The sequence below is a fragment of the Corynebacterium axilliensis genome, assembly GCF_046097495.1.
In the GTDB taxonomy this organism is placed as follows: Bacteria; Actinomycetota; Actinomycetes; order Mycobacteriales; family Mycobacteriaceae; genus Corynebacterium.
This window is the reverse complement of sequence record NZ_CP175768.1, coordinates 808,438-830,422: the sequence shown is the minus strand read 5'-3', so window position 1 is coordinate 830,422 and position 21,985 is coordinate 808,438. Positions and strand designations below refer to the sequence as shown.

21 protein-coding genes are annotated in these 21,985 nt (G+C 62.9%); 17 read left to right on the top strand and 4 right to left on the bottom strand.

The window, feature by feature from the left end; genetic code table 11:
• The first annotated feature begins 45 nt into the window (after positions 1 to 45).
• Positions 46 to 867: a metallophosphoesterase family protein gene (locus ACKFR8_RS04040; RefSeq protein ID WP_306506792.1), complete on the top strand. Its 822-nt coding sequence runs from the start codon at positions 46 to 48 to the stop codon at positions 865 to 867.
• Positions 860 to 1,534: a 4'-phosphopantetheinyl transferase family protein gene (locus ACKFR8_RS04035; RefSeq protein WP_408930635.1), complete on the top strand. Its 675-nt coding sequence runs from the start codon at positions 860 to 862 to the stop codon at positions 1,532 to 1,534. Before ACKFR8_RS04040 ends, ACKFR8_RS04035 begins: the two co-directional genes overlap by 8 nt.
• On the opposite strand, the gene truB is transcribed toward ACKFR8_RS04035, so the two are convergent.
• Positions 1,531 to 2,424: a tRNA pseudouridine(55) synthase TruB gene (gene truB, locus ACKFR8_RS04030; protein ID WP_408930634.1), complete on the bottom strand. Its 894-nt coding sequence runs from the start codon at positions 2,422 to 2,424 to the stop codon at positions 1,531 to 1,533. The two genes, ACKFR8_RS04035 and truB, sit on opposite strands and share 4 nt — an antisense overlap.
• Before the next feature lie 37 nt (positions 2,425 to 2,461).
• Between truB and ACKFR8_RS04025 the strand changes: the two genes are divergently transcribed.
• The 4 genes from ACKFR8_RS04025 to ACKFR8_RS04010 all read left to right on the top strand — a co-directional run bounded on the left by ACKFR8_RS04025 (position 2,462) and on the right by ACKFR8_RS04010 (position 7,145).
• A complete protein-coding gene (locus ACKFR8_RS04025) occupies positions 2,462 to 3,442 on the top strand; it encodes a bifunctional riboflavin kinase/FAD synthetase (protein ID WP_408930633.1) in 981 nt (326 codons plus the stop codon).
• Positions 3,443 to 4,351 carry a nucleoside hydrolase gene (locus tag ACKFR8_RS04020; protein WP_408930632.1) on the top strand — a complete coding sequence of 303 codons (909 nt, stop codon included), beginning with the start codon at positions 3,443 to 3,445 and terminating at the stop codon, positions 4,349 to 4,351.
• A 94-nt stretch (positions 4,352 to 4,445) separates the two neighbouring features.
• Positions 4,446 to 4,715 (top strand): 30S ribosomal protein S15, encoded by a 270-nt coding sequence (gene rpsO, locus ACKFR8_RS04015; protein WP_296130815.1) that lies wholly within the window; start codon positions 4,446 to 4,448, stop codon positions 4,713 to 4,715.
• Positions 4,716 to 4,856: 141 nt separating this feature from the next.
• Positions 4,857 to 7,145: a polyribonucleotide nucleotidyltransferase gene (locus ACKFR8_RS04010; protein WP_408930631.1), complete on the top strand. Its 2,289-nt coding sequence runs from the start codon at positions 4,857 to 4,859 to the stop codon at positions 7,143 to 7,145.
• An 80-nt stretch (positions 7,146 to 7,225) separates the two neighbouring features.
• On the opposite strand, the gene ACKFR8_RS04005 is transcribed toward ACKFR8_RS04010, so the two are convergent.
• Together ACKFR8_RS04005 and ACKFR8_RS04000 are read right to left on the bottom strand one after the other, a co-directional pair.
• Positions 7,226 to 7,393, bottom strand: coding sequence for a VOC family protein (locus ACKFR8_RS04005; protein WP_408930982.1), 168 nt, complete (start codon positions 7,391 to 7,393; stop codon positions 7,226 to 7,228).
• Between the two features lie 235 nt (positions 7,394 to 7,628).
• Positions 7,629 to 8,894 carry an HNH endonuclease signature motif containing protein gene (locus ACKFR8_RS04000; protein WP_408930630.1) on the bottom strand — a complete coding sequence of 422 codons (1,266 nt, stop codon included), beginning with the start codon at positions 8,892 to 8,894 and terminating at the stop codon, positions 7,629 to 7,631.
• A gap of 316 nt (positions 8,895 to 9,210) precedes the next feature.
• Here ACKFR8_RS04000 and dapB point away from each other — a divergent pair, with 316 nt between their 5' ends.
• The 7 genes from dapB (at position 9,211) to ACKFR8_RS03965 (ending at position 19,170) form a co-directional block, all read left to right on the top strand.
• Positions 9,211 to 9,957 carry a 4-hydroxy-tetrahydrodipicolinate reductase gene (gene dapB / locus ACKFR8_RS03995; protein WP_408930629.1) on the top strand — a complete coding sequence of 249 codons (747 nt, stop codon included), beginning with the start codon at positions 9,211 to 9,213 and terminating at the stop codon, positions 9,955 to 9,957.
• Positions 9,957 to 10,706: an FAD-dependent thymidylate synthase gene (gene thyX / locus ACKFR8_RS03990; protein ID WP_408930628.1), complete on the top strand. Its 750-nt coding sequence runs from the start codon at positions 9,957 to 9,959 to the stop codon at positions 10,704 to 10,706. Before dapB ends, thyX begins: the two co-directional genes overlap by 1 nt.
• Positions 10,707 to 10,764: 58 nt before the next feature.
• The gene (dapA, locus tag ACKFR8_RS03985; RefSeq protein ID WP_408930627.1) at positions 10,765 to 11,673 is read left to right on the top strand and encodes a 4-hydroxy-tetrahydrodipicolinate synthase; all 909 of its coding nucleotides are present in this window, start codon (positions 10,765 to 10,767) and stop codon (positions 11,671 to 11,673) included.
• A 2-nt stretch (positions 11,674 to 11,675) separates the two neighbouring features.
• Entirely contained in the window at positions 11,676 to 13,805 is a 2,130-nt protein-coding gene (locus tag ACKFR8_RS03980; protein ID WP_408930626.1) for a ribonuclease J, read from the top strand.
• Between the two features lie 50 nt (positions 13,806 to 13,855).
• On the top strand, positions 13,856 to 14,494 hold the full coding sequence (locus tag ACKFR8_RS03975) for a TIGR03085 family metal-binding protein (RefSeq protein ID WP_408930625.1): 639 nt from the start codon (positions 13,856 to 13,858) through the stop codon (positions 14,492 to 14,494).
• Positions 14,495 to 14,571: 77 nt separating this feature from the next.
• Entirely contained in the window at positions 14,572 to 17,838 is a 3,267-nt protein-coding gene (locus ACKFR8_RS03970; protein ID WP_408930624.1) for a DNA translocase FtsK, read from the top strand.
• A 213-nt stretch (positions 17,839 to 18,051) separates the two neighbouring features.
• On the top strand, positions 18,052 to 19,170 hold the full coding sequence (locus ACKFR8_RS03965; RefSeq protein WP_408930623.1) for a TerC family protein: 1,119 nt from the start codon (positions 18,052 to 18,054) through the stop codon (positions 19,168 to 19,170).
• Between the two features lie 39 nt (positions 19,171 to 19,209).
• Here ACKFR8_RS03965 and ACKFR8_RS03960 read toward each other — a convergent pair whose 3' ends face one another.
• On the bottom strand, positions 19,210 to 19,500 hold the full coding sequence (locus tag ACKFR8_RS03960) for a YciI family protein (protein WP_296130842.1): 291 nt from the start codon (positions 19,498 to 19,500) through the stop codon (positions 19,210 to 19,212).
• An 82-nt stretch (positions 19,501 to 19,582) separates the two neighbouring features.
• Between ACKFR8_RS03960 and pgsA the strand changes: the two genes are divergently transcribed.
• The 4 genes from pgsA (at position 19,583) to ACKFR8_RS03940 (ending at position 21,977) form a co-directional block, all read left to right on the top strand.
• Positions 19,583 to 20,173, top strand: coding sequence for a CDP-diacylglycerol--glycerol-3-phosphate 3-phosphatidyltransferase (pgsA, locus tag ACKFR8_RS03955; protein WP_408930622.1), 591 nt, complete (start codon positions 19,583 to 19,585; stop codon positions 20,171 to 20,173).
• Positions 20,170 to 20,646 (top strand): CinA family protein, encoded by a 477-nt coding sequence (locus ACKFR8_RS03950; RefSeq protein WP_296130848.1) that lies wholly within the window; start codon positions 20,170 to 20,172, stop codon positions 20,644 to 20,646. The genes pgsA and ACKFR8_RS03950 overlap by 4 nt, the downstream gene beginning before the upstream one ends.
• A 45-nt stretch (positions 20,647 to 20,691) precedes the next feature.
• A complete protein-coding gene (locus ACKFR8_RS03945) occupies positions 20,692 to 21,027 on the top strand; it encodes a helix-turn-helix domain-containing protein (protein ID WP_296130852.1) in 336 nt (111 codons plus the stop codon).
• 113 nt (positions 21,028 to 21,140) lie between these two features.
• A complete protein-coding gene (locus ACKFR8_RS03940) occupies positions 21,141 to 21,977 on the top strand; it encodes a PspA/IM30 family protein (RefSeq protein ID WP_296130855.1) in 837 nt (278 codons plus the stop codon).
• Positions 21,978 to 21,985 lie beyond the last annotated feature (8 nt).

Genomic DNA, 21,985 nt, shown 5'->3' with positions numbered 1-21,985 from the left:
GCCCTGTGGTAGAAGTAGAGGACATGCAGTCAAGAAGGAGGCGCCATGACCACGCTGTGGGCCGTCTCTGACCTGCACGCGGCGGTGCGAGTCAACGCCGCCCGCATCGACGAACTCGTCCCGGAAGACCCCACCGATTGGCTGATCGTGGCCGGCGACGTGGCCGAACGCATCGACTTGGTACTTAACACCCTGGCGCGGTTGAAGAACCGCTACGCCACGGTCATCTGGGTGCCCGGCAACCACGAGCTGTTTTCCCGTGGCCAAGACCGCTACAAGGGGCGTGATAAGTACGACCGCCTCGTGGCGGGCTGCCGCGAAATCGGTGTTGTGACCCCGGAAGATCCATTTCCGGTATTTGGCGGCGTGACCATCGTTCCGCTGTTTACCCTCTACGATTACAGCTTCCGCCCGCCCGGAACGACCGCGGAGCAGGCGCTGGCCAATGCGCAGCAGAAGCAGATTGTCATGACGGACCAGTTCGCAATTGCGCCTTTTGTTGATGTGCGTGCGTGGTGCTGGGACCGGCTGGCCTATTCCATCAAGCGGCTCTCCCGCGTGGAGGGGGAGACGGTCCTGATCAACCACTGGCCGCTGGTGCAGGAACCGACGCTCTACATGCGCTGGCCCGAGGTGGCCCTGTGGTGCGGGACCCGCCACACGCGGTCGTGGCCTCGGCGCTACAACGCGCAGGCAGTCATTTATGGACACCTGCACATGCCGAACCGTGCCAACATCGACGGGGTGGACCACGTCGAGGTCTCACTGGGCTACCCCCGCGAGTGGCAGGCCCACGGCGGCGTCCAGCAATGGCCGTACCCGGTGCTGACCCTCGATGAGCAGACAGGGAGGGCCGCACATGCTTGAGCCCAGCCTGTTTCCGGAGTCCGCGCGCTTTTGCTATGTGCGCACCACTGACTCCTATACCGATCTTGTCAATTACCACCACCTCGCCCCGGAAGAGCGCTCCGTGGTGTCCCAGGCGGTGGATATCCGCAAGTCCGAGTTCGGCGATGCCCGCTGGTGCGCCCACCGCGCCCTTAAGGAGCTGGGCTATACCGGCAGCGAACCTATCCTGCGCGGTGAGCGCGGCATGCCCCTGTGGCCGGAAGGGTATACCGGCTCGATGACGCATACCGAGGGCTTGCGCGCGGCGGTCGCGGCACCGGTGAGCCAGGTGCGCTCGATGGGTTTGGATGCCGAACCGGCGGAGCCGCTGCCGGAGCACGTGCTCACCATGATCGCCCGGGCGGGGGAGATGCCGCAGCTGGGAAGGCTGCAGCAAGCGGGTATTACGTGCCCGGACCGGTTGCTGTTTTGCGCCAAGGAGGCCACGTATAAGACGTGGTTCCCCATGACGCACCGCTGGCTCGACTTCGACCAGGCGGAAATTGATCTGCGCCTGGACGGATCCCTCATCTCCTACATTTTGGCCCGTCCCACGCCGGTGCCGTTTATCACCGGCCGGTGGGTAATCCGAGAGGGCTACGTCATCGTGTCGGCCGCGGTGCCAGCGCTCGACTTTCGGAGTTAGAGAGTCGACGGCCGCGCCACGAATACCGTGGCCAGGCGCTTGCCCTTCTCCTTGATCAGCGCGATGGAGCGCCCATCCGGATCGACAGCGGCGTGGATTCCCTTCAGCCCGCGCGGCTCCAACCACTTGCCCATGGCCAGTGCCTGCGCTTCCTCCGCGGTGACGTTGAGCACCGGGTAGCTGCGCGCGAGTGCTTCGTCCAAGCTCAGGGACAGGGAGGGGGAGTCCTCGAGGGAGGCGAGGGGGAGGGCGTCGTCCAGCGTGAAGGGCCCCACCTCGGTGCGGCGCAGCGCCGTGAGGTGCCCGCCGACGCCTAGGGCCTCGCCCAGATCGCGCGCGAGGGAGCGGATGTAGGTGCCGGAAGAACACGCCACTGACACGTCCAGATCCACGAACTCGCCCGTGCGGCGAATCTCGTGGACATCGAAGCGGCTCACGGTGACCGGGCGCGCGGGAATCTCCACCTCCTCGCCGGCGCGCACCCGCTCGTGCGCGCGCTTGCCGTCGATCTTGATGGCGGACACCGCAGCCGGGCGCTGCATGATATCCCCGGTGAGTTGGGTGATTTCGTGGGCAATGGAGGCGTCGTCAAGCGCGGCTGCGTTCTCGCCCCACGTGCGCTCGCCCTCGGCGTCGTCGGTGTGCGTGGCACAGCCTAAGCGGATCGTCGCATCATAGGCCTTGGTGGAGGCCACCATGTGCGCCAAGAATTTGGTGCCGCGCTCCAGGCCCACCACGAGCACGCCGGTAGCCATGGGATCGAGCGTGCCCGCGTGCCCTACCTTGCGGGTATGAAAGTAGCGGCGGAGTTTTCCAACGACGTCGTGGGAGGTCATCCCGGCGGGTTTGTCCACGACCACAAGGCCGGAGTGTGCGAGCGGATCAGTCATGCCCTGCAGTCTAGGGCACTGGCCAGAGTGGGATAGCATGGTGCCCGTGGATATTTGGTACGGAATCGACAGCATCCCCGCGGACCTTGGCCCGACGTCGGTGACCATCGGAGTCTTCGACGGCCTGCACCGCGGCCACCAGCAGCTCGTCGCCGCGACGGTGCAGAACGCGCGCGAGAATGACCACCGCGCCGTCATGGTCACCTTCGACCCGCACCCGGTGTCCGTTTTCCTGCCCGAGCGCGCCCCGCTGGCCGTCATTACCGTGGAGCGCCGCCTGCAGCTGGCAGAAGAGCTGGGGATTGATGCCGTGCTCGTTATCGATTTCACCCGCGAGCTGCGCGGCCTGGGTCCGCGCGAGTACGTGGACACGCTCCTGGTGAACAGTCTCCACGCCGAGCACGTCGTGGTGGGGGAGAACTTCACCTTCGGAGCTGGGGCGTCCGGAACCGCCACCGCGCTCTCCCAATTTGGGGAGCAGCTGGGCTTCGGCGTGGAGATTGTGCCGTTGCTTGACGACGCCGGACAGCGCATCTGCTCCACCAACATTCGCGCCGCACTGGCGCGGGGCGATATTGCCAGCGCGAACTGGGCGCTGGGCCGCCATTTCACTGTCACGGGGCCGGTCGTGCGCGGCGCCGGACGCGGCGGCAAGGAGCTGGGCTATCCCACCGCCAATCAATACTTCCCGGATTCTGTGGCCATTCCGGCCGATGGCGTCTACGCCGGCTGGTTCGTCATCGAGCCCACCGACGCCCCAGTGGACGGTGACATGGAGGCGGGCGTGGCGTACCCCGCGGCGATTTCCGTGGGGACCAACCCGACCTTTGGTGATGAGGAGCGTTCCGTGGAGTCCTTCGTCCTGGACCGCCATGCCGACCTCTACGGGCATGAGGCGACGGTCCGCTTTGTTGATCACGTGCGAGACATGGAGAAGTTCAACTCCGTCGAGGAGCTGCTCGCCGCCATGGCCCGCGACGTGGACAAGGTCCGCGAGATTCTGGCGAAGGAGTCCTAGATGACCAAGATCATCCTCGACCTCGATACGGGTATCGACGACGCCATGGCGCTGGCCTACGCCCTGGCGCATCCGGACCTCGAGCTCATCGGCGTGACCGGCACGTACGGCAACGTCCCGGTGGAGCTGGGCGTGCGCAACTCGCAGGCGCTGCTCGAGCTTCTCGGCGCCGACGATGTGCCCGTCTTCGTGGGACCCGTGCGCGAGGGCTTTCAGGTGGCTGACATCTCCGCCTTCATCCACGGCCGCAACGGCCTGGGCGAGGTCCTACTTCCGCCCCCACGCCGCGCCCCGCAGGGCGATGCCGTGGACTTTCTCCTCCAGTCGGTCCGCGAGCATGGCGATGACCTGGTGATTGTGCCCACGGGGCCGTCGACAAGCTGCGCTGCCGCAATGCGGAAGGACCCGGAGTTCGCGCGCAACGCCCACCTCGTCATGATGGGCGGCGCGCTGACCGTCCCCGGCAACGTCACCCCGTATGCCGAGGCCAACGTGTGGCAGGACCCGGAGGCGACCGACTACGTCTTCCGCCACGCCCAGGACCTCACCATGGTGGGGCTCGATGTCACGCTGCGCACGCTGTTGACCAAGGAGCACACGCGGCAGTGGCGAACCTCCCACGCCGGGCGCGTCTTCGCCGATATCGTGGATTACTACATCGGCGCCTATGCCACCACGTCGCCGCACCTCGGTGGCTGTGGTCTGCACGATCCCCTCGCGGTGGCCGTCGCGGCGGACCCGTCCCTGGTGACCTGTCTGGAGATGAACCTGCGCTGCGAAGAAAATGGCCGCACCATCGGTGACCCGGAGCGCCTCGGGGAGGCGGCCACCACCCGGGTGGCGGTGGGAGTGGACGCGCTGCGCTTCGTCGATGATTTGATGTCGAAGCTCACCAGCCTCTATAGTTAAGCGTTGGCTTGCTGACTGCGGTCCACAGCAGTTACAGGCAGCGCGTAGTGCGCGCTTACTTTTATGTGGACTGAAATATATAGGAGATTTTTCCATGGCTTTGACCACCGAGAAGAAGGCTGAAATCCTCAAGGAGTTCGGCCTGCACGAGACCGATACCGGCTCCCCGGAGGCACAGGTTGCCCTGCTGACCTCCCGCATCAACACCCTGACCGAGCACCTCAAGGATCACAAGCACGATCACCACTCCCGTCGTGGTCTGCTGCTGATGGTTGGTCGTCGTCGTAACATGCTGAAGTACCTGGCTGCGAACGACGTCGACCGTTACCGTGACCTGATTTCTCGTCTGGGTCTGCGCCGCTAAGCTAGCGCGCGACGTCAACCCCCGCCCACGTGGCGGGGGTCTTCTTGTGTTTTCTGCTAAAATCTTGGGGCGTTGTTGAAATAAGAACACCAGTAGGCGGCACCGAAGATCGCCACGACAACTCCAAGGAGAGTCACGTAGATGAGCGCAAGAAACGCTAAGAACGCTAAGAACCCGAAGAACGCTGCACAGCACAACGTCGAGTTCGCTATCGACGATGATTTCGGTATCACCGAGGCCATCGCCACCCTGGACAATGGCGATTTTGGTACCCGCACCATTCGCTTCGAAACGGGCCAGCTCGCCCGCCAGGCCGGTGGCTCCGTGACCACCTACCTGGATGAGGACACCATGCTCCTGTCCACCACCACGGCGTCCAACCAGCCGCGCGAGGGCTTCGACTTCTTCCCGCTGACCGTGGACGTGGAGGAGCGCATGTACGCCGCGGGCAAGATCCCGGGTTCCTTCTTCCGCCGCGAGGGCCGTCCCTCCACCGAGGCCATCCTGGCCTGCCGCCTCATTGACCGTCCCCTGCGCCCGACCTTTGTCAAGGGGCTGCGCAACGAGGTTCAGGTCGTCGTGACCGTACTGTCAATGGACCCGGAGGAGTACTACGACGTCGTGGCCATCAACGGCGCGTCCGCCTCCACGCAGTTGTCCGGTCTGCCGGTCTCCGGCCCGGTCGGTGGCGTGCGCATGGCGCTCATCGCCGATGACAAGCACCCGGAGGGCCAGTGGGTGGCCTTCCCGAACAGCGAGCAGCACGAGCGTGCCCTTTTCGAGATGGTGGTGGCTGGCCGCATTGTCAAGAAGGGCCGCAAGGACGATGTCGCCATCATGATGGTGGAGGCAGGCGCCGGCGTGAACGTGGCCGAGCGCATCAAGGAAGGCGCTCCGGCTCCGCAGGAGTCCACCGTGGCCGAAGGCCTGGAGGCAGCGAAGCCCTTCATCAAGACCCTGTGCGAGGCCCAGGCTGGCCTGGCGGAGCGCGCCGCCAAGGAGACCCAGGAGTTCCCGCTCTTCCCGGCGTACAGCGACGATGTGTACGAGGCTGTCGAGAAGGCAGCATCCAAGAAGCTGGAGAAGCTGCTGACCATCCCGGGCAAGCAGGACCGTGACGACGCCACGAACGAGTACATGGAGCAGGTGGAAGCCGATCTCCTCGACGAGTTCGATGACCTCGAGGAGGCTGACGCCTCCAAGCAGATCCGCAACGCCTTCAACGCCCTGATGAAGGCCATCGTCCGCACCAAGATCCTCACCGAGGGCTTCCGCATCGACGGCCGCGGCGTGACCGACATCCGCGACTTGGGTGTGGAGGTGGACCTCATTCCGCGCGCCCACGGCTCCTCCCTGTTCGAGCGCGGCGAGACCCAGATCCTGGGTGTAACCACCCTGGACATGCTCAAGATGGAGCAGCAGATCGACTCCCTGACCCCGGTGGAGTCGAAGCGCTACATGCACCACTACAACTTCCCGCCGTACTCCACCGGTGAGACCGGCCGCGTGGGCTCCCCGAAGCGCCGCGAGATCGGCCACGGTGCGCTGGCTGAGCGTGCCCTGCTGCCGGTTATTCCGTCCCGCGAAGACTTCCCGTACGCCATCCGTCAGGTCTCCGAGGCCCTGGGCTCCAACGGCTCGACCTCGATGGGTTCTGTCTGCGCGTCCACCCTGTCCCTCTACAACGCCGGTGTCCCGCTGAAGGCGCCGGTGGCGGGCATCGCCATGGGTCTGGTCTCCGGCGAGGTCAAGGGCAAGGAGAAGTTCGTGGCGCTGACCGATATCCTCGGCGCCGAGGACGCATTCGGCGATATGGACTTCAAGGTCGCCGGTACCTCCGAGTTCATCACCGCACTGCAGCTGGACACCAAGCTGGATGGCATTCCTTCGCACGTGCTTGCCGACGCCTTGGAGCAGGCCCGCGACGCACGCGCCGCCATCCTGGAGACCATGGCCGAGGTCATCGAGGGCCCGGACGAGATGTCCGGACTTGCACCGCGCATCACCTCCGTGACCATCCCGGTTAACAAGATTGGTGAGCTCATTGGCCCGAAGGGCAAGACCATCAACACCATCACCGAGGAAACCGGCGCCGATGTCTCCATCGAGGAGGACGGCACCGTGTACGTATCCGCCGCTACCGGCGAGGCCGCTGAGGCCGCCATCGAGCGCGTCAACAGCATTGCCAACCCGCAGCTGCCGAAGGTAGGCGAGCGCTTCCTGGGCACCGTGGTCAAGACCGTAGCCTTCGGCGCTTTCGTCTCCCTGACCCCGGGCCGCGATGGCCTCGTCCACATCTCCAAGCTGGGTGGCGACGAGCGTATCGAGAAGGTCGAGGACGTCGTCAACGTCGGCGACAAGATCCAGGTGGAAATCGCGGACATCGATAACCGCGGCAAGATCTCCCTGGTGCCGGTCGAAGAAGACTAGGTCTCGCAGAAGGGCCCTGCATCCCAGCCTTTTTCGCTGGGGAGCAGGGCCCTTATGTGTTTGGTATGACCGTGGTCTAACTATCGCTTGAGCTGGACCAGCTGAATCAGGTTACCTACCGTGTCATCGAATACGGCGATGATGGAGGGGCCGACGTCGGTTGGCTCCATAGCAAAGCGCACGCCCTTCGCGCTGAGCTCGGCGTACTCCTTCTCCACATCCTCCGAGAGGAACTGGGTTGCGGGAATACCGTCGGCTTTGAGCGCCGCCGTATAGTCCTTGGCCGCTGGGTGCGCCTTCGGCGTTGGTGACGGTCAGCCACCGGAAGTCGCCATGGGCGACGTCATCGACGAAAACTGACGCAATAAAGACCTGCATGTGCGCGATCGTAATCACGGCGGCCGGAATGTGTAGACCTCCTTTCTGTTTCGACTTTCTTTCTGTCGTCGTTTTATACGACGACATTTAGGTCGAACCTGATTCTTAGAACGGAACGTCGTCGGTGTCGTCGTCCTGTGAGGCTTTGGCCTCAGCCTCAGCCTTTGCTTTCTGCTCGGCGTTGTAGTCATCAAGCTCTTGCTTGAGCTTTTGGGCTTCTTCGCGAACCCGCTTACGCGTCGCAGTGACGTGTTGTCCCACAGTCTGTGCCCAGCGCTTTTCCTTCGGTGACAGCGGGCCTTCAGCCTCGGTCATGCACCACGTTCCATCCTCAAACAACCAGATGACATCCCCGGTGTAGGGGTCGAGTAGGTAGTGGAGAGTGCCGTCGGTCTTCATGTTGTGGTGCTTTTGACACAAGCAAGCCAGGTTGCTGGGGTGGGTAGCCCCGCCCTCGGAGTAATTGTGGCGGTGGTCGAGCTGGGAGCTTACAGCAGGCTCAGTGCAGCCACCGGCCCGGCACGACCCATCGCGGCCTTCTACCTCTTTACGCATCGGAACTCCCGGCCGGTAGTTGTCGCTCTCCGCACTAGGAGTGGTGAGATCCCGGACCTTGTCGTGAGGAAGCGGTGCTTGGCGCCAGCCGAAACCGTCAATGTAGGTAGGGGCATTGTCTACGTCGCAGGCGCGATACGTGTTGAGGATGACGGTGGCGGGAGGAGAAATCTCCCCGCTGAGAAGCTTCTTGATCGCATCGGTGATAGACAGCCCGTGCTGGGACGCGGTCTTCCTGATGTACGCATCGAGCTTAATTCCAGTGTCCTCGTCGAACCCCAGCTCAAGCCAGGCTTGGGTGCCGTTGCTGGAAAACGAGTAGGTGTCTTTGGGCCGCGTGTCACGGTACGCAATGCTGTCATCCAGGGACTTGCAGAGGTCGCGTACTTTGCGGCGTATTTGGCTGCGGTTGGGAAAGACTTGGTTGGGCTTGGTGGGGGAGAAGTAGTCCGCCAGCATGCTGTCGATGAGGTCAAGTGTGGCCGACGACGGGGCGGCAAGCGCGGACATCGGCTGATCGATGGCGATCAGTGATTCGATATCTAACAAGCAGTGCTCGGCTTGTAGTGCTTTGACTTTAGGGAGGCTATCGAGACGAAGAAGTGCCCGTAGGCCGGCCTTGATGTGCCCCTCGGTCAAGGACCAAGCAGTGGCGAGGGAGAGCGCTGTGGTGTCTATGTCAGCTTCAAGGGCGGGAGTAGCAGCTTCCCAGGCGGCAAAGGTGGCTTTGCGTGCGATAGCGCGGGCGGCTGCGTGCGGGTTCTCAGGATTGGAGATGGCGAAGAAGGCTGGTGGAAGTACGGTTTTGGTAGTCATGGAGTCCCCCGGGAAAGATTATATGTAGAAGAAATGTTCTAATTAGAATCCTAGCCCAAGCACCACTACAGGTCCATACCTCAAGCATTATCAGATTCCTAACGCGAGTAGAACGGGGGTGTCAACCACCACTTTAGACAGCATGTTCGAGTATGCCCGAGCTGGGACTTTAGCGGAAGCGCCGCGAAGACGGCGGGGGTAGCTAGGTTGGGCGGGAAAAAGACTCTTGCCCGCGATGCCCCAGTCAGAGCTAAGTGGGCAGACGGGGATAGACTGGGCGGAGTTAACCGCATGTCAGCGAGTGAAGGGATTGTGAATGACTATCAAGGTAGGCGTCCTCGGCGCTAAGGGCCGCGTGGGCCAGGCAATCGTCGAAGGTGTTAACGCTGCAGAGGACCTAGAGCTGGTGGCTGAGATCGACCGCGATACGCCGCTGGAGAAGCTTGTTGAAGCAGGCGCTCAGGTGGCCGTCGACTTTACGCAGCCGGCCTCCGTGATGGGAAACCTCGACTTCTGCATCGCTCACGGCATTCACGCGGTCGTGGGCACCACTGGCTTTGATGATGAGCGCTTGGCGCAGGTGGAGGAGTGGACGAAGCAGGACGGAGCCGGGCACGTCCTTATCGCCCCCAACTTTGCCATCTCTGCAGTGTTGACCATGGTGTTTGCGGCGCAGGCAGCACAGTACTTTGATTCCGCTGAAGTGGTGGAGTTCCACCACCCGAACAAGCTCGATGCGCCGTCGGGCACCGCGGTTCACACCGCACAAGGCATTGCGAACGCCCGCAAGGAAGCAGGCGTTGGGCCGATGCCGGATAAGACGGAGCAGTCGCTCGACGGCGCGCGCGGCGCGGATGTCGACGGCGTCCACGTGCATGCCGTGCGCATGCAGGGCATGGTGGCGCACGAAGAAGTAATTTTCGGCACCCAGGGTCAGTCCCTGACCATCCGCCAGGATTCCTACGATCGCTCCTCCTTTACCCCGGGCGTGCTCATGGGTGTGCGAGCTATCGAGTCCCACCCTGGGCTTACCGTGGGTCTTGAAAAGTACCTGGGGCTGTAATGGCAAAGGTCACAGAGCTCGACGTCCAGCTCATTGCCGCCACGGAGTTTCATGCGCCGCAGGGGGTTGAGTGGGAGGTGGACCCGGGGGCGTCGGCAAGCGAGGCACTCGTGGAGTTCGCCGGACGTGCCTGCTACGAGTCCTTCGACAAGCCCAACCCCCGCACGGCGTCGAACCAGGCCTACCTGCACCATATTCTGGAGGTCGGCCACGATGCGCTGCTGGAGCACGCCACGGCCACGCTCTACATCCGGGGTCTGTCGCGTTCGGCTACCCACGAGCTGGTGCGGCACCGCCACTTTTCCTTCTCGCAGCTGTCGCAGCGCTTCGTGCATCCGGAGGAGACGGAAGTGGTGTTGCCGAAGCTTATCGCAGAAGACGAGCAGCTTACGCGGCTGACACTGCAGGCGGCCGACGACGCCCGCTTTGTCTACGAGGAACTGCTCAATGCGCTGGAGTCGAAGCTGGAGGAGGAACCGAACGCGCTGCTGCGCAAGAAGCAGGCGCGCCAGGCCGCCCGCGCCGTGTTGCCGAACCTCACCGAATCTCGCATTGTCGTCACCGGTAACTATCGCGCGTGGCGTCACTTCATCGGCGCGCGCGCCACGGAGCAGGCGGATACGGAGATGCGGGAGTTGGCGGTGACCTGTCTGAAGCTGTTGCGGCAGAAATCGCCGGTGCTTTTCGACGATTTCCATATCTCCACCCTCGCCGACGGCACCGAGATGGCCTCTAGTCCCTACGCTTAAGACGCGCGCAGGCCCCCGATGCGGCCAAGAAGGGGCAAAGCGGGTAATCTTGACGCCTATGAGCACAGGTATGACAGCACAGACAGGTGTCGATATCTTCGGACGCGTCGGCGTAGCCATGGTCACCCCGTTTGACCGGGATGGCGCGCTGGACGTGGACACGGGTCGCCGCCTCGCGGCTCATCTTGTAGACAACGGCATCGATTCCCTCATCCTGGCAGGAACCACGGGTGAGTCACCGACCACGTCGCTGGATGAAAAACTGACGCTGTTTGCGGCTGTGAAGGAAGAGGTAGGGGACCGCGCGCGGCTGTGTGCCGGCGCTGGAACCAACAACACCGCCAGCAGCATCGAGGCAGCACGTGCCTTCGCTGACGCAGGTGCGGATAGCCTCTTGGTTGTTACCCCGTACTACTCCAAGCCCTCGCAGGCTGGTGTGTACGCGCACTTCACCGCCGTGGCTGACGCCGTAGACCTACCTATTTGTCTCTACGACATCCCTGGCCGCTCGGGCATTCCGATTGAGACGGAGACGCTTCTTCGCCTTGCGGAAGTGCCGAACATCCAGGCCGTGAAGGACGCCAAGGGCGATCTGACCGCGGCCGCACCCCTAATCCAGGAGACCGGCCTGGCGTGGTACTCCGGAGATGATGGACTGAACCTGCCGTGGCTTTCCCTCGGCGCGTCCGGCGTCATTTCTGTGGTGGGCCACCTTGCGCCGCGTGCCCTGGCTGATCTCTACGTTGCTTTTGACGAGGGCGATATTGCCCGCGCACGAGAGATCAACGCGAAAACTTTAACCCCTCTCATCCAGGCGCAAGGCCGCCTGGGTGGAGTAGCTCTTGTTAAGGCTGCCCTGCCTCTGCAGGGCATGGAAGTAGGAGAACCTCGCCTCCCTGTGTCCGCGGCCAACGCGGACGAGGTCGAGGCTCTCCGCCACGATATGGAGAAGGCTGGAGTCCTTTAAGAATGACTGAACCCCGTAACCGTTCCCGCAAGGTGACCCGAAAGGCGGGTCCGCCTGCGGAGACTGAGACCGCCTCGAATGAGGCGGCTTCGCCGGTTTTCCAAGCACCGAGTGCCTCGGAAGGATCCGGCAAGGATTCGCGCAACGATTCCAACGGTGAGTCCCGCAACGAATCCCGCAATGAATCTCGTAACGACGGCAACAACAATAACCGTCGTTCCCGCTCCCGCGGTTCCCGCGGCGGCCGTGGTCGCGGCCGCGGTGGCAATGGCGGCAACAATGGCAACGGCCACAACGGTAATAACGGCAACAATGGTGGCAAGAACAACGGCCGCAACCGCAACAACAATCGCGGTCGCCGCAACGTGCCGAAGTCGATGCAGGGTGCGGATTTGACCAAGCGCCTGCCGGAGCCGCCGAAGCAGCCGAAGGATGCCCTGCGCATCTACGCCCTCGGCGGCATCTCGGAGATCGGCCGAAACATGACCGTCTTTGAGTACCAGGATGATCTCCTGATCATCGACTGTGGCGTGCTCTTCCCGTCCTCGGGTGAGCCGGGCGTAGACCTCATCCTGCCGGACTTTGGTCCGATCGAGAAGAAGATCCACAAGATCAAGGCCCTTGTGGTCACGCACGCGCACGAGGATCACATCGGTGCTATCCCGTGGCTGCTCAAGCTGCGCCCGGACATCCCGATCGTGGCCTCCCGCTTCACCATTGCGCTCATCGCTGCGAAGTGTAAGGAGCACCGCCAGAAGCCGAAGTTCGTTGAGGTCAACGAAAAGTCGGACGTCAACTACGGCCCGTTCCGCTGCCGCTTCTGGGCAGTGAACCACTCCGTTCCGGATGCTCTCGGCATCATGCTGGGTACCCCGGCTGGCAACATCATCCACACCGGTGACATCAAGCTGGACCAGACACCGCTGGATAACCGCCCGACGGACCTGCCGGCCCTGTCCCGTTACGGTGACGAGGGCGTGGATCTCATGCTCTGTGACTCCACGAACGCCAACATTCCGGGCGTTTCTGCCTCCGAGGGCGACATTCCGGCCACCTTCCGTCGCCTCGTCTCCGGTGCGAAGCAGCGCGTTATCATCGCCTCCTTCGCCTCCAACGTCTACCGCGTGCAGGCGGCTATCGACGCCGCCGTGGACGCCGGGCGCAAGGTTGCCTTCAACGGCCGCTCCATGATGCGCAACATGGAAATCGCCGAGAAGATGGGCTTCCTCAAGGTGCCGCGCGGCACCATCATCCCGATCGATGAGGCCGCAAAGATGGCGCCGTACAAGGTCCTGCTCATCACCACCGGTACGCAGGGCGAGCCGATGGCCGCCTTGTCCCGCATGGCGCGCCGCGAGCACCGCCAGATCACCGTCCGCGATGGCGACCTGATCGTCTTCTCCTCCTCGCTCATTCCGGGCAATGAAGAGGCCGTCTACGGTGTGATCAACATGCTGTCCCAGATCGGTGCTGAGGTGGTGACGAACAAGGAAGCCAAGGTTCACGCTTCCGGTCACGGCTACGGCGGCGAGCTGCTGTTCCTGTACAACGCGGCCCGCCCGAAGAACGCCATGCCGGTGCACGGCGAGTGGCGCCACCTGCGCGCCAACAAGGAACTCGCAATCTCCACGGGCGTGGCCCGTGACCGCGTGGTCCTGGCGCAGAACGGTGTCGTGGTTGACCTTCGCAACAACCGCGCCGAGGTTGTCGGCCAGATTCCGGTGGGCAACCTGTACGTCGACGGTGTGTCCATGGGCGATGTCGATGCAGATACGCTGGCTGACCGCACCAACCTGGGTGCCGGCGGCGTGGTGTCCATTACCTGTGTCATCGACAACCGCACCTCCCGTCTGCTGGAGCACCCGGCGGTGTCGACCACGGGCTTCTCGGACGATGACCGCGGCATTGTGCCCGAGGTGGCGGAGTTGGTGGAAAACACCATGAACGACTTGGCAGCGGAGGGTGAGAACGATACCTACCGTATGGTCCAGAAGATTCGCCGCAAGGTGTCCAAGCTCATGGACTCCAAGTACAAGCGTGAGCCGGTGATTCTGCCGACCATTGTGCCGACGAATTCGGACACGCTCGAGCTTGACGACGACGAAGTGGAATCCGCCCGCGAGTCCCTCTAAGCGTTAAGCGCCCAGCGCACAGCACCCCAGCGTTCCTACCGCCCGTAGGTATGCTGGGGTGCATGTCGTTTTCATCTGCTGAGCGCGCCAAGATGGTTGCGCTATTTCATGAGCTTGGCCCGGACGCCCCCACGTTGTGCGAAGGCTGGTCTACCAAAGACCTTGCCGCCCACCTGTGGGTGCGCGAAAACCGTCTGGATGCAGCTGCGGGACTGTTTCTCTCGCCGCTGGCCTCGCATCTAGACGAGGTAACCGCCCAGGTACTTGAGCGTGACTTCGATGATCTTGTTGACGCGTGGGGCAGGGGAGCGGGGAAGTTCAACCCGTTCCGCTATGTTGATTCCCTGCTTAATGGCGCCGAGCACTTTGTGCACCACGAAGACATTCGCCGCGCCAATGGCCGCACGGAGGAAAGGGACTTCTCGCAGGCAGTGATCGAGCAACTACACACCCAGCTCAAGCGGATGGCGCCGGGGATGCTGGCGAAGTCCACGATGCCGGTCGTGCTGGAACCTGCCGGATTTCAGCCACTGGTCACAGCGGATAAGAACGGCGTGGCAAAGAAGGGCGATGCTGTGGTGCGCGTGCGTGGCTCCGTTCCGGAGCTTCTGCTCTGGGCCTTTGGGCGCGATGCGGCCCATGTAGAGATTGAGGGCGACACCTCCGCGATCCATAGGTCAAGCCTGTAGGCTGAACTCGCTAAAATCTCCGCCACACACGTGTTGCTTATGTTGTTAGTGGTGTTTTAGCTACTAGAGTGACAGACATGTCTGTCAAAAATGCCCCGTCTCGCGCGTCCGGCCGTGGCCGTGATCGTTCACGCCCATCAGGTCGTTCGAGCTATTCGCTGACGTCCGCCACTCGCGCTGCCGAGACCTCCCAGGAGAGGACCGGCAGCGCCTTTCGTCCCGTCGGGCGAGTCTTGGGTAGTGCATTCGGCGCTACCGCGAAGGGGGTGGGCACTATCGCGCGCGGAGTGGGGCATGGCATAAACGGCCTCAAGCCAGCTGCGGACGGGAGCCGGGACGAGGATGTCTACGGCAGCACCTATGATTCTTATGGGTACGACGAGTACGAGGATTACGACGAGATTAGGGAGCCAGGGGAAATTTCTGCGCGGGGTGACAAGCACACGGGTTCAGCCAAGGGGTCGAAGAATGGCGCAAAGAAGAACGCGAAACGAAGCAAGGTAACGCGCGCTCAGGACATCGTGGAGGATGACGTCCCGACGACGGTGATCTCGCGCCGCGAAGAGAGCGGGGAGAAGAGCATTCACGTGTCCAACCCGGACGCGGTGGCCCTCGTGCTCATCGGCGTGGCCATTGTTCTGGCGTGCGCGACCTGGTTCCAGGTTGCTGGAGTTATTGGTGAATACCTCACCAATGCCGTGCGCTACGTAATTGGTGCAGGCGCCTACGTGTTGCCTATCGCGCTGGTGGCGGTAGCTATTGCCCTCATGATGGATCTGTCTGGCCCGGCGGGTCATTTCAAGTCCCGCGTCGCCGGCGGTACCGCGTTGATCATAGTGTGCATGCTCTCCCTGATCCATATCTTTGCCGGCCTGCCGGACCTGACTTGGAAGGATAACGCGGCCGGCGAAGCCGGTGGCGCCATTGGCTTTGGCATTGGTGAATTGCTGGTTGCCGCATTCTCTAGCTACGTGGCCGTTCCGCTGTTGTTCCTGCTCATTGTCTACGGAGCGTTGAACATCACGGGAATCACGCTGCGCGAAGCGTATGACTTTGTGGCTGCCCAAGTGGCGGGCCTGCTGGACCGTCGCCGCGAAGAACCTTTCGATGACGAGCTGGTGTATGATGACTACGGTCATGTCACCGATGACATCGACGCCATTGCGGAAGGCCGCGAGCGCCCCGTCCGCCCCGCACGTCCGGCGCGACCCGCTTACCAGGCGACGCGTCGAAGCCGCCCGCGCCCGGCAGCGCAGCCGGACCCGAATGCGACGGTATCCTTCGATTCGGCAGCACAGCCTGTGTCCCAACAGGTCGAGCAGCCGGAGCAGCCGGAGCAGCCGCAGGAGGAGCCTCAGGAACCGGTACAGTATGGTCGCCAGCCGGCTCGTCCCGCGGCCAAGGACATTGGGGATACCGATGAGTTCCCGGCCGTGAGCGCTGAGCCGGAGCCGACTCAAGTCATCGAGCCGAAGCCGGCCAAGCGTTCCGCCGTTGGCGGTGCCGCGGGTGCGGCGTTGGGTGCTGCGGCGGCGTCGGAAAGCGCTGCGGTGGCTGCCCAGACTGCCGGAGCAGCCAAGGCGACCGAGACGGCGGCTGACGTGGCGGGGGATGCTGTCTCCGCCGCTCACGCCGAGGCCGTGCGGCTCTTCCAGCAGCGCTCCGGGCGGGACGCCACGACGGGCGGGAAGGTAGAGGAGCCAGCCGAGGAAGCGGCGCCGGAGGTTGCGCCTACTCCCAGCGGTGCGGAAGACACCGCCATGGGCGGCGGCTACGACGTGCCGACGACGGACCTGCTGACTGCTGGCAAGCCCGCCATGGCCCGCACCGAAGCCAACGACCGCATTATCGAGGCCATTACCGAGGTCTTCGAGGAATTCAAGGTCAATGCCCAGGTCACCGGCTTCAGCCGTGGCCCGACAGTCACGCGTTACGAGATTGAGCTGGGCCCGGGCGTGAAGGTGTCGAAGATTACCAACCTCCAGTCCAACCTGGCATACGCCGTGGCCACGGATAACCTGCGCCTTCTGACGCCCATTCCGGGCAAGTCCGCCGTCGGTATTGAGGTACCCAATGCTGACCGTGAGATGGTGCGCCTGCGCGACGTTCTGGATTCCCCGGCACTGCGCGCGGACCACGACCCGATGCTTATCGGCTTGGGCAAGGACATTGAGGGCCAGTACACGTCCTTCTCCGTGAAGAAGATGCCGCACCTTCTCGTTGCTGGTGCAACTGGTTCCGGTAAGTCGGCGTTCGTCAACTCCATGCTCGTGTCTCTCCTGACGCGTGCTACCCCGGAGGACGTGCGGCTTATCCTGGTGGATCCGAAGATGGTGGAGCTCACGCCGTACGAGGGCATCCCGCACCTCATCACTCCGATCATTACGCAGCCGAAGAAGGCTGCCGCCGCACTGCAGTGGCTGGTGGAGGAGATGGAGCAGCGCTACATGGACATGCAGGCTGCCCGCGTGCGCAAGATCGAGGACTTCAACCGCAAGGTGCGCACTGGCGAATACCAGGCCCCGGCTGGCTCCCAGCGAGAAATGCGGCCGTACCCGTACATCGTGTGTGTCGTCGACGAGCTGGCTGACCTCATGATGACCGCGCCGAAGGAGATCGAGGACTCGATCGTCCGCATCACTCAGAAGGCGCGTGCCGCAGGCATTCACCTGGTGCTGGCAACGCAGCGCCCGTCTGTCGACGTTGTCACCGGTCTCATCAAGACCAACGTGCCGTCCCGCCTGGCGTTTGCGACCTCCTCGCTGACGGACTCCCGCGTCATCCTGGACCAGGGCGGTGCCGAGAAGCTCATCGGCATGGGCGACGGCCTCTTCATTCCGCAGGGTGGCCGCCCGGTCCGTATGCAGGGCGCGTTCGTCTCCGACGAAGAGGTGCAGGCGGTTGTCGACGCCGCAAAGGCCCAAGGCACTCCGAACTACACCGAGGGTGTTACGGACGACAAGTCCTCCGAGGCCAAGAAGGAGATCGACGAGGAGATTGGCAAGGACATGGACGACCTCCTCGAGGCCGTCGACTTGGTGGTCACCTCCCAGCTGGGCTCGACGTCGATGCTCCAGCGCAAGCTGCGCATCGGCTTTGCCAAGGCAGGCCGGCTTATGGACCTCATGGAATCCCGCGGTGTTGTTGGCCCGTCTGAGGGCTCTAAGGCGCGCGAGGTTCTGGTTAAGCCGGAGGAGCTCGACACCATCATCTGGATGATCAAGGGCGCGGACCCGGCCGAAGCACCGAAGGAAGTCCAGGACGCGGAGGAGCTCGACTCCTCCGCCGAGGGCGATACCCGCACCGTACAGGTAGATGCCAACCCCTCTGCGGGCGCGTTCTAGCCTTCACGTGCTTCCGTGTAGGATAGGACGAGTCTTGGAGGGGAGTACCCCAGTCTTCGGCGCTGATCGTCAACACGGCTACTGTGAAAAGGCAGTTCCCGGTCGCGTCGGCTAGCACAGCGTCAACAGTGTCAACAGTGTCAGCTGTAGGTCAGTGCTAGCGGGGGAGACCTCCGGTCTTAGTTGTCACGCCGACCGGAGGGATAGTGCACCATGCATGTACCTGTCTGGGTCTGGGCCATCACCATCGTGGTGGTACTGGGCTTCTTTGTTTTCGATTTCTACAGCCACGTCCGCTCCCCGCATGAGCCCACCATTAAGGAGTCCGCGGGCTGGACCATTTTCTACATGGTGATCGCCCTCATCTTTGGCGGGGTGGTGTGGGTGCTTTGGGATCACGAGCATGCCACGCAGTTCTACACCGGTTGGGTCACCGAGCAGGCGCTGAGTGTGGATAACCTGTTCGTCTTCTCGCTCATCATGGCGTCGTTCAAAATCCCGCGGAAATATCAGCAGAAGGTGCTGCTTATCGGCATCGTGCTGGCCCTTGTCTTCCGACTGATCTTCATCATGCTCGGCGCAGCCATCATCGCGGCGTGGTCGGACGTGTTCTACCTCTTCGCCATCTTCCTCATCTACACCGCAGTGAAGCTGCTCATCGATGAGATCAATGATGCCCCGGAAACCGACCCCAATGACATGCTCATCATCAAGTGGCTGCGCAAGGTTGTGCACGTCACCCCGCGCTACCACGGGGACAAGCTGACCCACCGCGAGGAGTCTGGGAAGAAGAAGGGCAAGTTCGCCCTCACCCCGCTGTGCGTGGCGCTGGCAGCTATCGGGCTGATCGACGTCATGTTTGCCTTCGACTCCATACCGGCCATTTACGGCATCACCTCGGAGCCGTTCCTGGTGTTCTCGACGAACGCCTTCGCGCTGATGGGCCTGCGCCAGATGTTCTTCCTCATCGACGGGCTGTTGGACCGCCTGGTGTACCTGCCGTACGGCTTGGGTATCATCCTGCTCTTCATTGGCGTCAAGCTGCTCTTCCATGCTCTGCATGAGAACAACCTGCCGTTCATCAACGGGGGTGAGGATGTGAGCTCCATTCCGGAAATCTCCACCATCACGTCACTGCTGGTGATCGTGGGAGTGCTGGTCATTACGGTGCTGCTGTCACTGTGGAAGGACAAGCGCGACGAGTCCCAGGGCGGGGTGTCCATCTCCCACAACCACTATGACTGGGACGACTTTGGCAACAAGATTGTGCGCAACAAGGAGGGCGAGCTCGTGGGCAAGGCCGAGGAGCTGCCGGAGACACAGTTGCCGTAGCGTGCTTGTGCCGGCGCCTGCTGGAGAAGGCCGGAAGGGCTAGAAGGAGTTGATGACCGGGTTCCACTCGCGGAAGGCGCGGCCGGTGACGGCCCCCTCGGCGTAGAAGGGGTCCTGGTCCATGAGCTCGATGACCTGTGCAACCTCGGTGGACTCGTCCTCGAACTGCAGGACGATGAGCGCCCCGCCCTTGGAATCCGTATAGGGGCCCGAGCCGCAAATCTGTCCCTTCTTCAGGAGGGACGTGATGAATTCGCGGTGCTTCGGGCGCACCTGGGCGATGACGGGATTGGACGGGTTGTACTCGTACGAGACTGCGAAATACTTCATGCTCTTCACTGTAATCAGTGCGGGGTTCGGGCGGGCCGGATTGGGGGAGGCCGAAGGTTGCGAGGAAAGTGACCACGGTAGGATGAAGAACGTGAATGATTCTCAGGCTGCGCAGAACCAGGCACCACATGCGGACGTCGATCCGGCGGTGTCGAACTGGAATCTGCCCAATATCTTGACCGGCCTGCGGATCCTATTTATTCCCCTGTTCGTGTGGTTGGTCCTCGCCGGCCACGACTGGTGGGCCTTCGGCTGCTTCGCGCTGCTGATGCTCACGGATAAGCTCGACGGCGACATTGCTCGCGCGCGCGGGTTGATTACGGACTTTGGCAAGATTGCCGACCCCATCGCCGACAAGGCCTTGATGACCGCGGCGTTCGTGAGCCTTAACATCATCGGCGCGTTGCCGGTGTGGATCACCGTGGTCATTTTGTTCCGCGAGTTTGGTATCACCATCTGGCGCTTCGTCCTGCTGCGTCAGGGCAAGGTGGTGCCGGCGTCCAAGGGCGGAAAGCTGAAGACTGTTCTGCAGACGTTGGCCGTGGCGCTGTACTTGTGCCCGCTACCTGAGTGGATGGACATCCCGAGCCGCATCGTCATGCTCGCCGCCGTCGTAGTCACGGTGGTCACCGGCGTGCAGTATCTCGTTGATGGGCGGAAGGAAAACCAGTGAGTACCGCAGCGCGCGTCGTCGCCGCGCTTCGTGAGCGCGGAGAAACACTGGCGTTCTGTGAATCCCTTACCGCCGGTCTGGCGGCAGCCACGGTGGCTAGCATTCCGGGTGCTTCTGCGGTGCTGCGTGGCGGCCTGGTGACGTACGCGACGGAGGTCAAAGCGCACTTTCTGCACACGAGCGTGGAGGCGCTGGAGGACCAAGACGTGGTTTCAGCCGAGACGGCAGCGGAGATGGCCGCGGCTGCATGCGCGGAGACCGATGCGGACTGGGGGATTGGGCTCACCGGAGTGGCGGGGCCCGACCTGCAGGAGGGAAAGCCGGCGGGAACGGTCTACGTGGGGGTGTGCCGGAGGAGTGCGGGCCAGCGCGGCGTCCTGGTGCAGCTCGAGGACGGCGAGCGCAACGCCATCCGCGAGGCAGCAGTGGACGCGGCCTTGAGCCTTCTGCTATCAACTCTTGCAGAAAATTAGGGCGCCGCGGGAACAAACGCTTTCGCTGAGCCGTTGTACGGAGTGATGAACACTTCAGTTGCACTTCTTGATAAGCCCACCCGAGCACCGAAAGCGCCCGAACCCCTGCTGCGTGAGGCGCTGGGACTTACCCTCCGCGCGTTTCGCGCAGATAAGGGCGTGACGCTACGCGAGCTCGCCGGTGTGGCCCGCGTGTCCCCGGGCTACCTCTCTGAGCTGGAGCGCGGACGCAAGGAGGTGTCCTCTGAGCTGCTCGCTTCCGTGTGCCACGCCTTGGACGTCAACGTCTCCGACGTCCTCATTGAGGCAGCTGGCTACATGGCACTGCCCTCTATGGACGAGGAACTCGCCTCCACGGCACCCGCGGCCTCGGAGCTCTAGACAGGCTGCGCGCCGGTTCCGTACCGCAACGCTTACCCACCCTCTTCGCTACTATTGGGTGGGTAGAACAACTCTCGAAACACTATTGACTGCTGAGAAAGGCACCTTCTGTCATGGCGAACCCATTCGTAAAGGCCTGGAAGTACTTTATGGCTCTCTTCGATTCCAAGATTGAGGAGAACGCGGACCCCAAGGTTCAGATTGAGCAGGCGATCCAGGATGCGCAGCGTCAGCACCAGGAGCTGTCGCAGCAGGCCGCGGCTGTCATTGGCAACCAGCGCCAGCTGGAGATGCAGCTCAACCGCCGCCTGAGCGAGATTGAAAAGCTGCAGCAGAACACCCGCAACGCGCTGAACCTGGCGGATAAGGCTCGCGCGGAGGGCGACGTGCAGAAGGCCACCGAGTACGAAAACGCCGCAGAGGCCTTCGCCGCCCAGCTGGTCACCGCTGAGCAGTCTGTGGAGGACACCAAGAAGCTGCACGATCAGGCCCTCCAGCAGGCCGAGCAGGCCAAGAAGGCCGTGGAGCGCAACGGCATGGCGCTGCGTGAGAAGGTCAACGAGCGCTCCAAGCTGCTGTCGCAGCTGGAGCAGGCCAAGATGCAGGAGAAGGTCTCCGAGTCGCTGAACTCCATGAACGAGCTCACCGCGAACGGCAACACACCGTCCCTGGACGCGGTGCGTGACAAGATTGAGCGCCGCTACTCCAACGCTCTGGGTCAGGCGGAGCTGGCGGAGAATTCGGTGTCGAACCGCATGCAGGAGATCGAGCAGGCTGGCGTGCAACTGGCTGGCCACTCCCGCCTAGAGCAGATCCGTGCGGAGATGAATAGCCCGAAGTCGGTGGAGGGCAACTCCCAGCAGGCCATCGGCGGCAATTCCTCCGCTTCCCAGCCCAACGCTCAGGATGATGCCGTGCAGGCCCGCCTGCGCGAGCTGCGCGGGGAGTAGAAACCAGC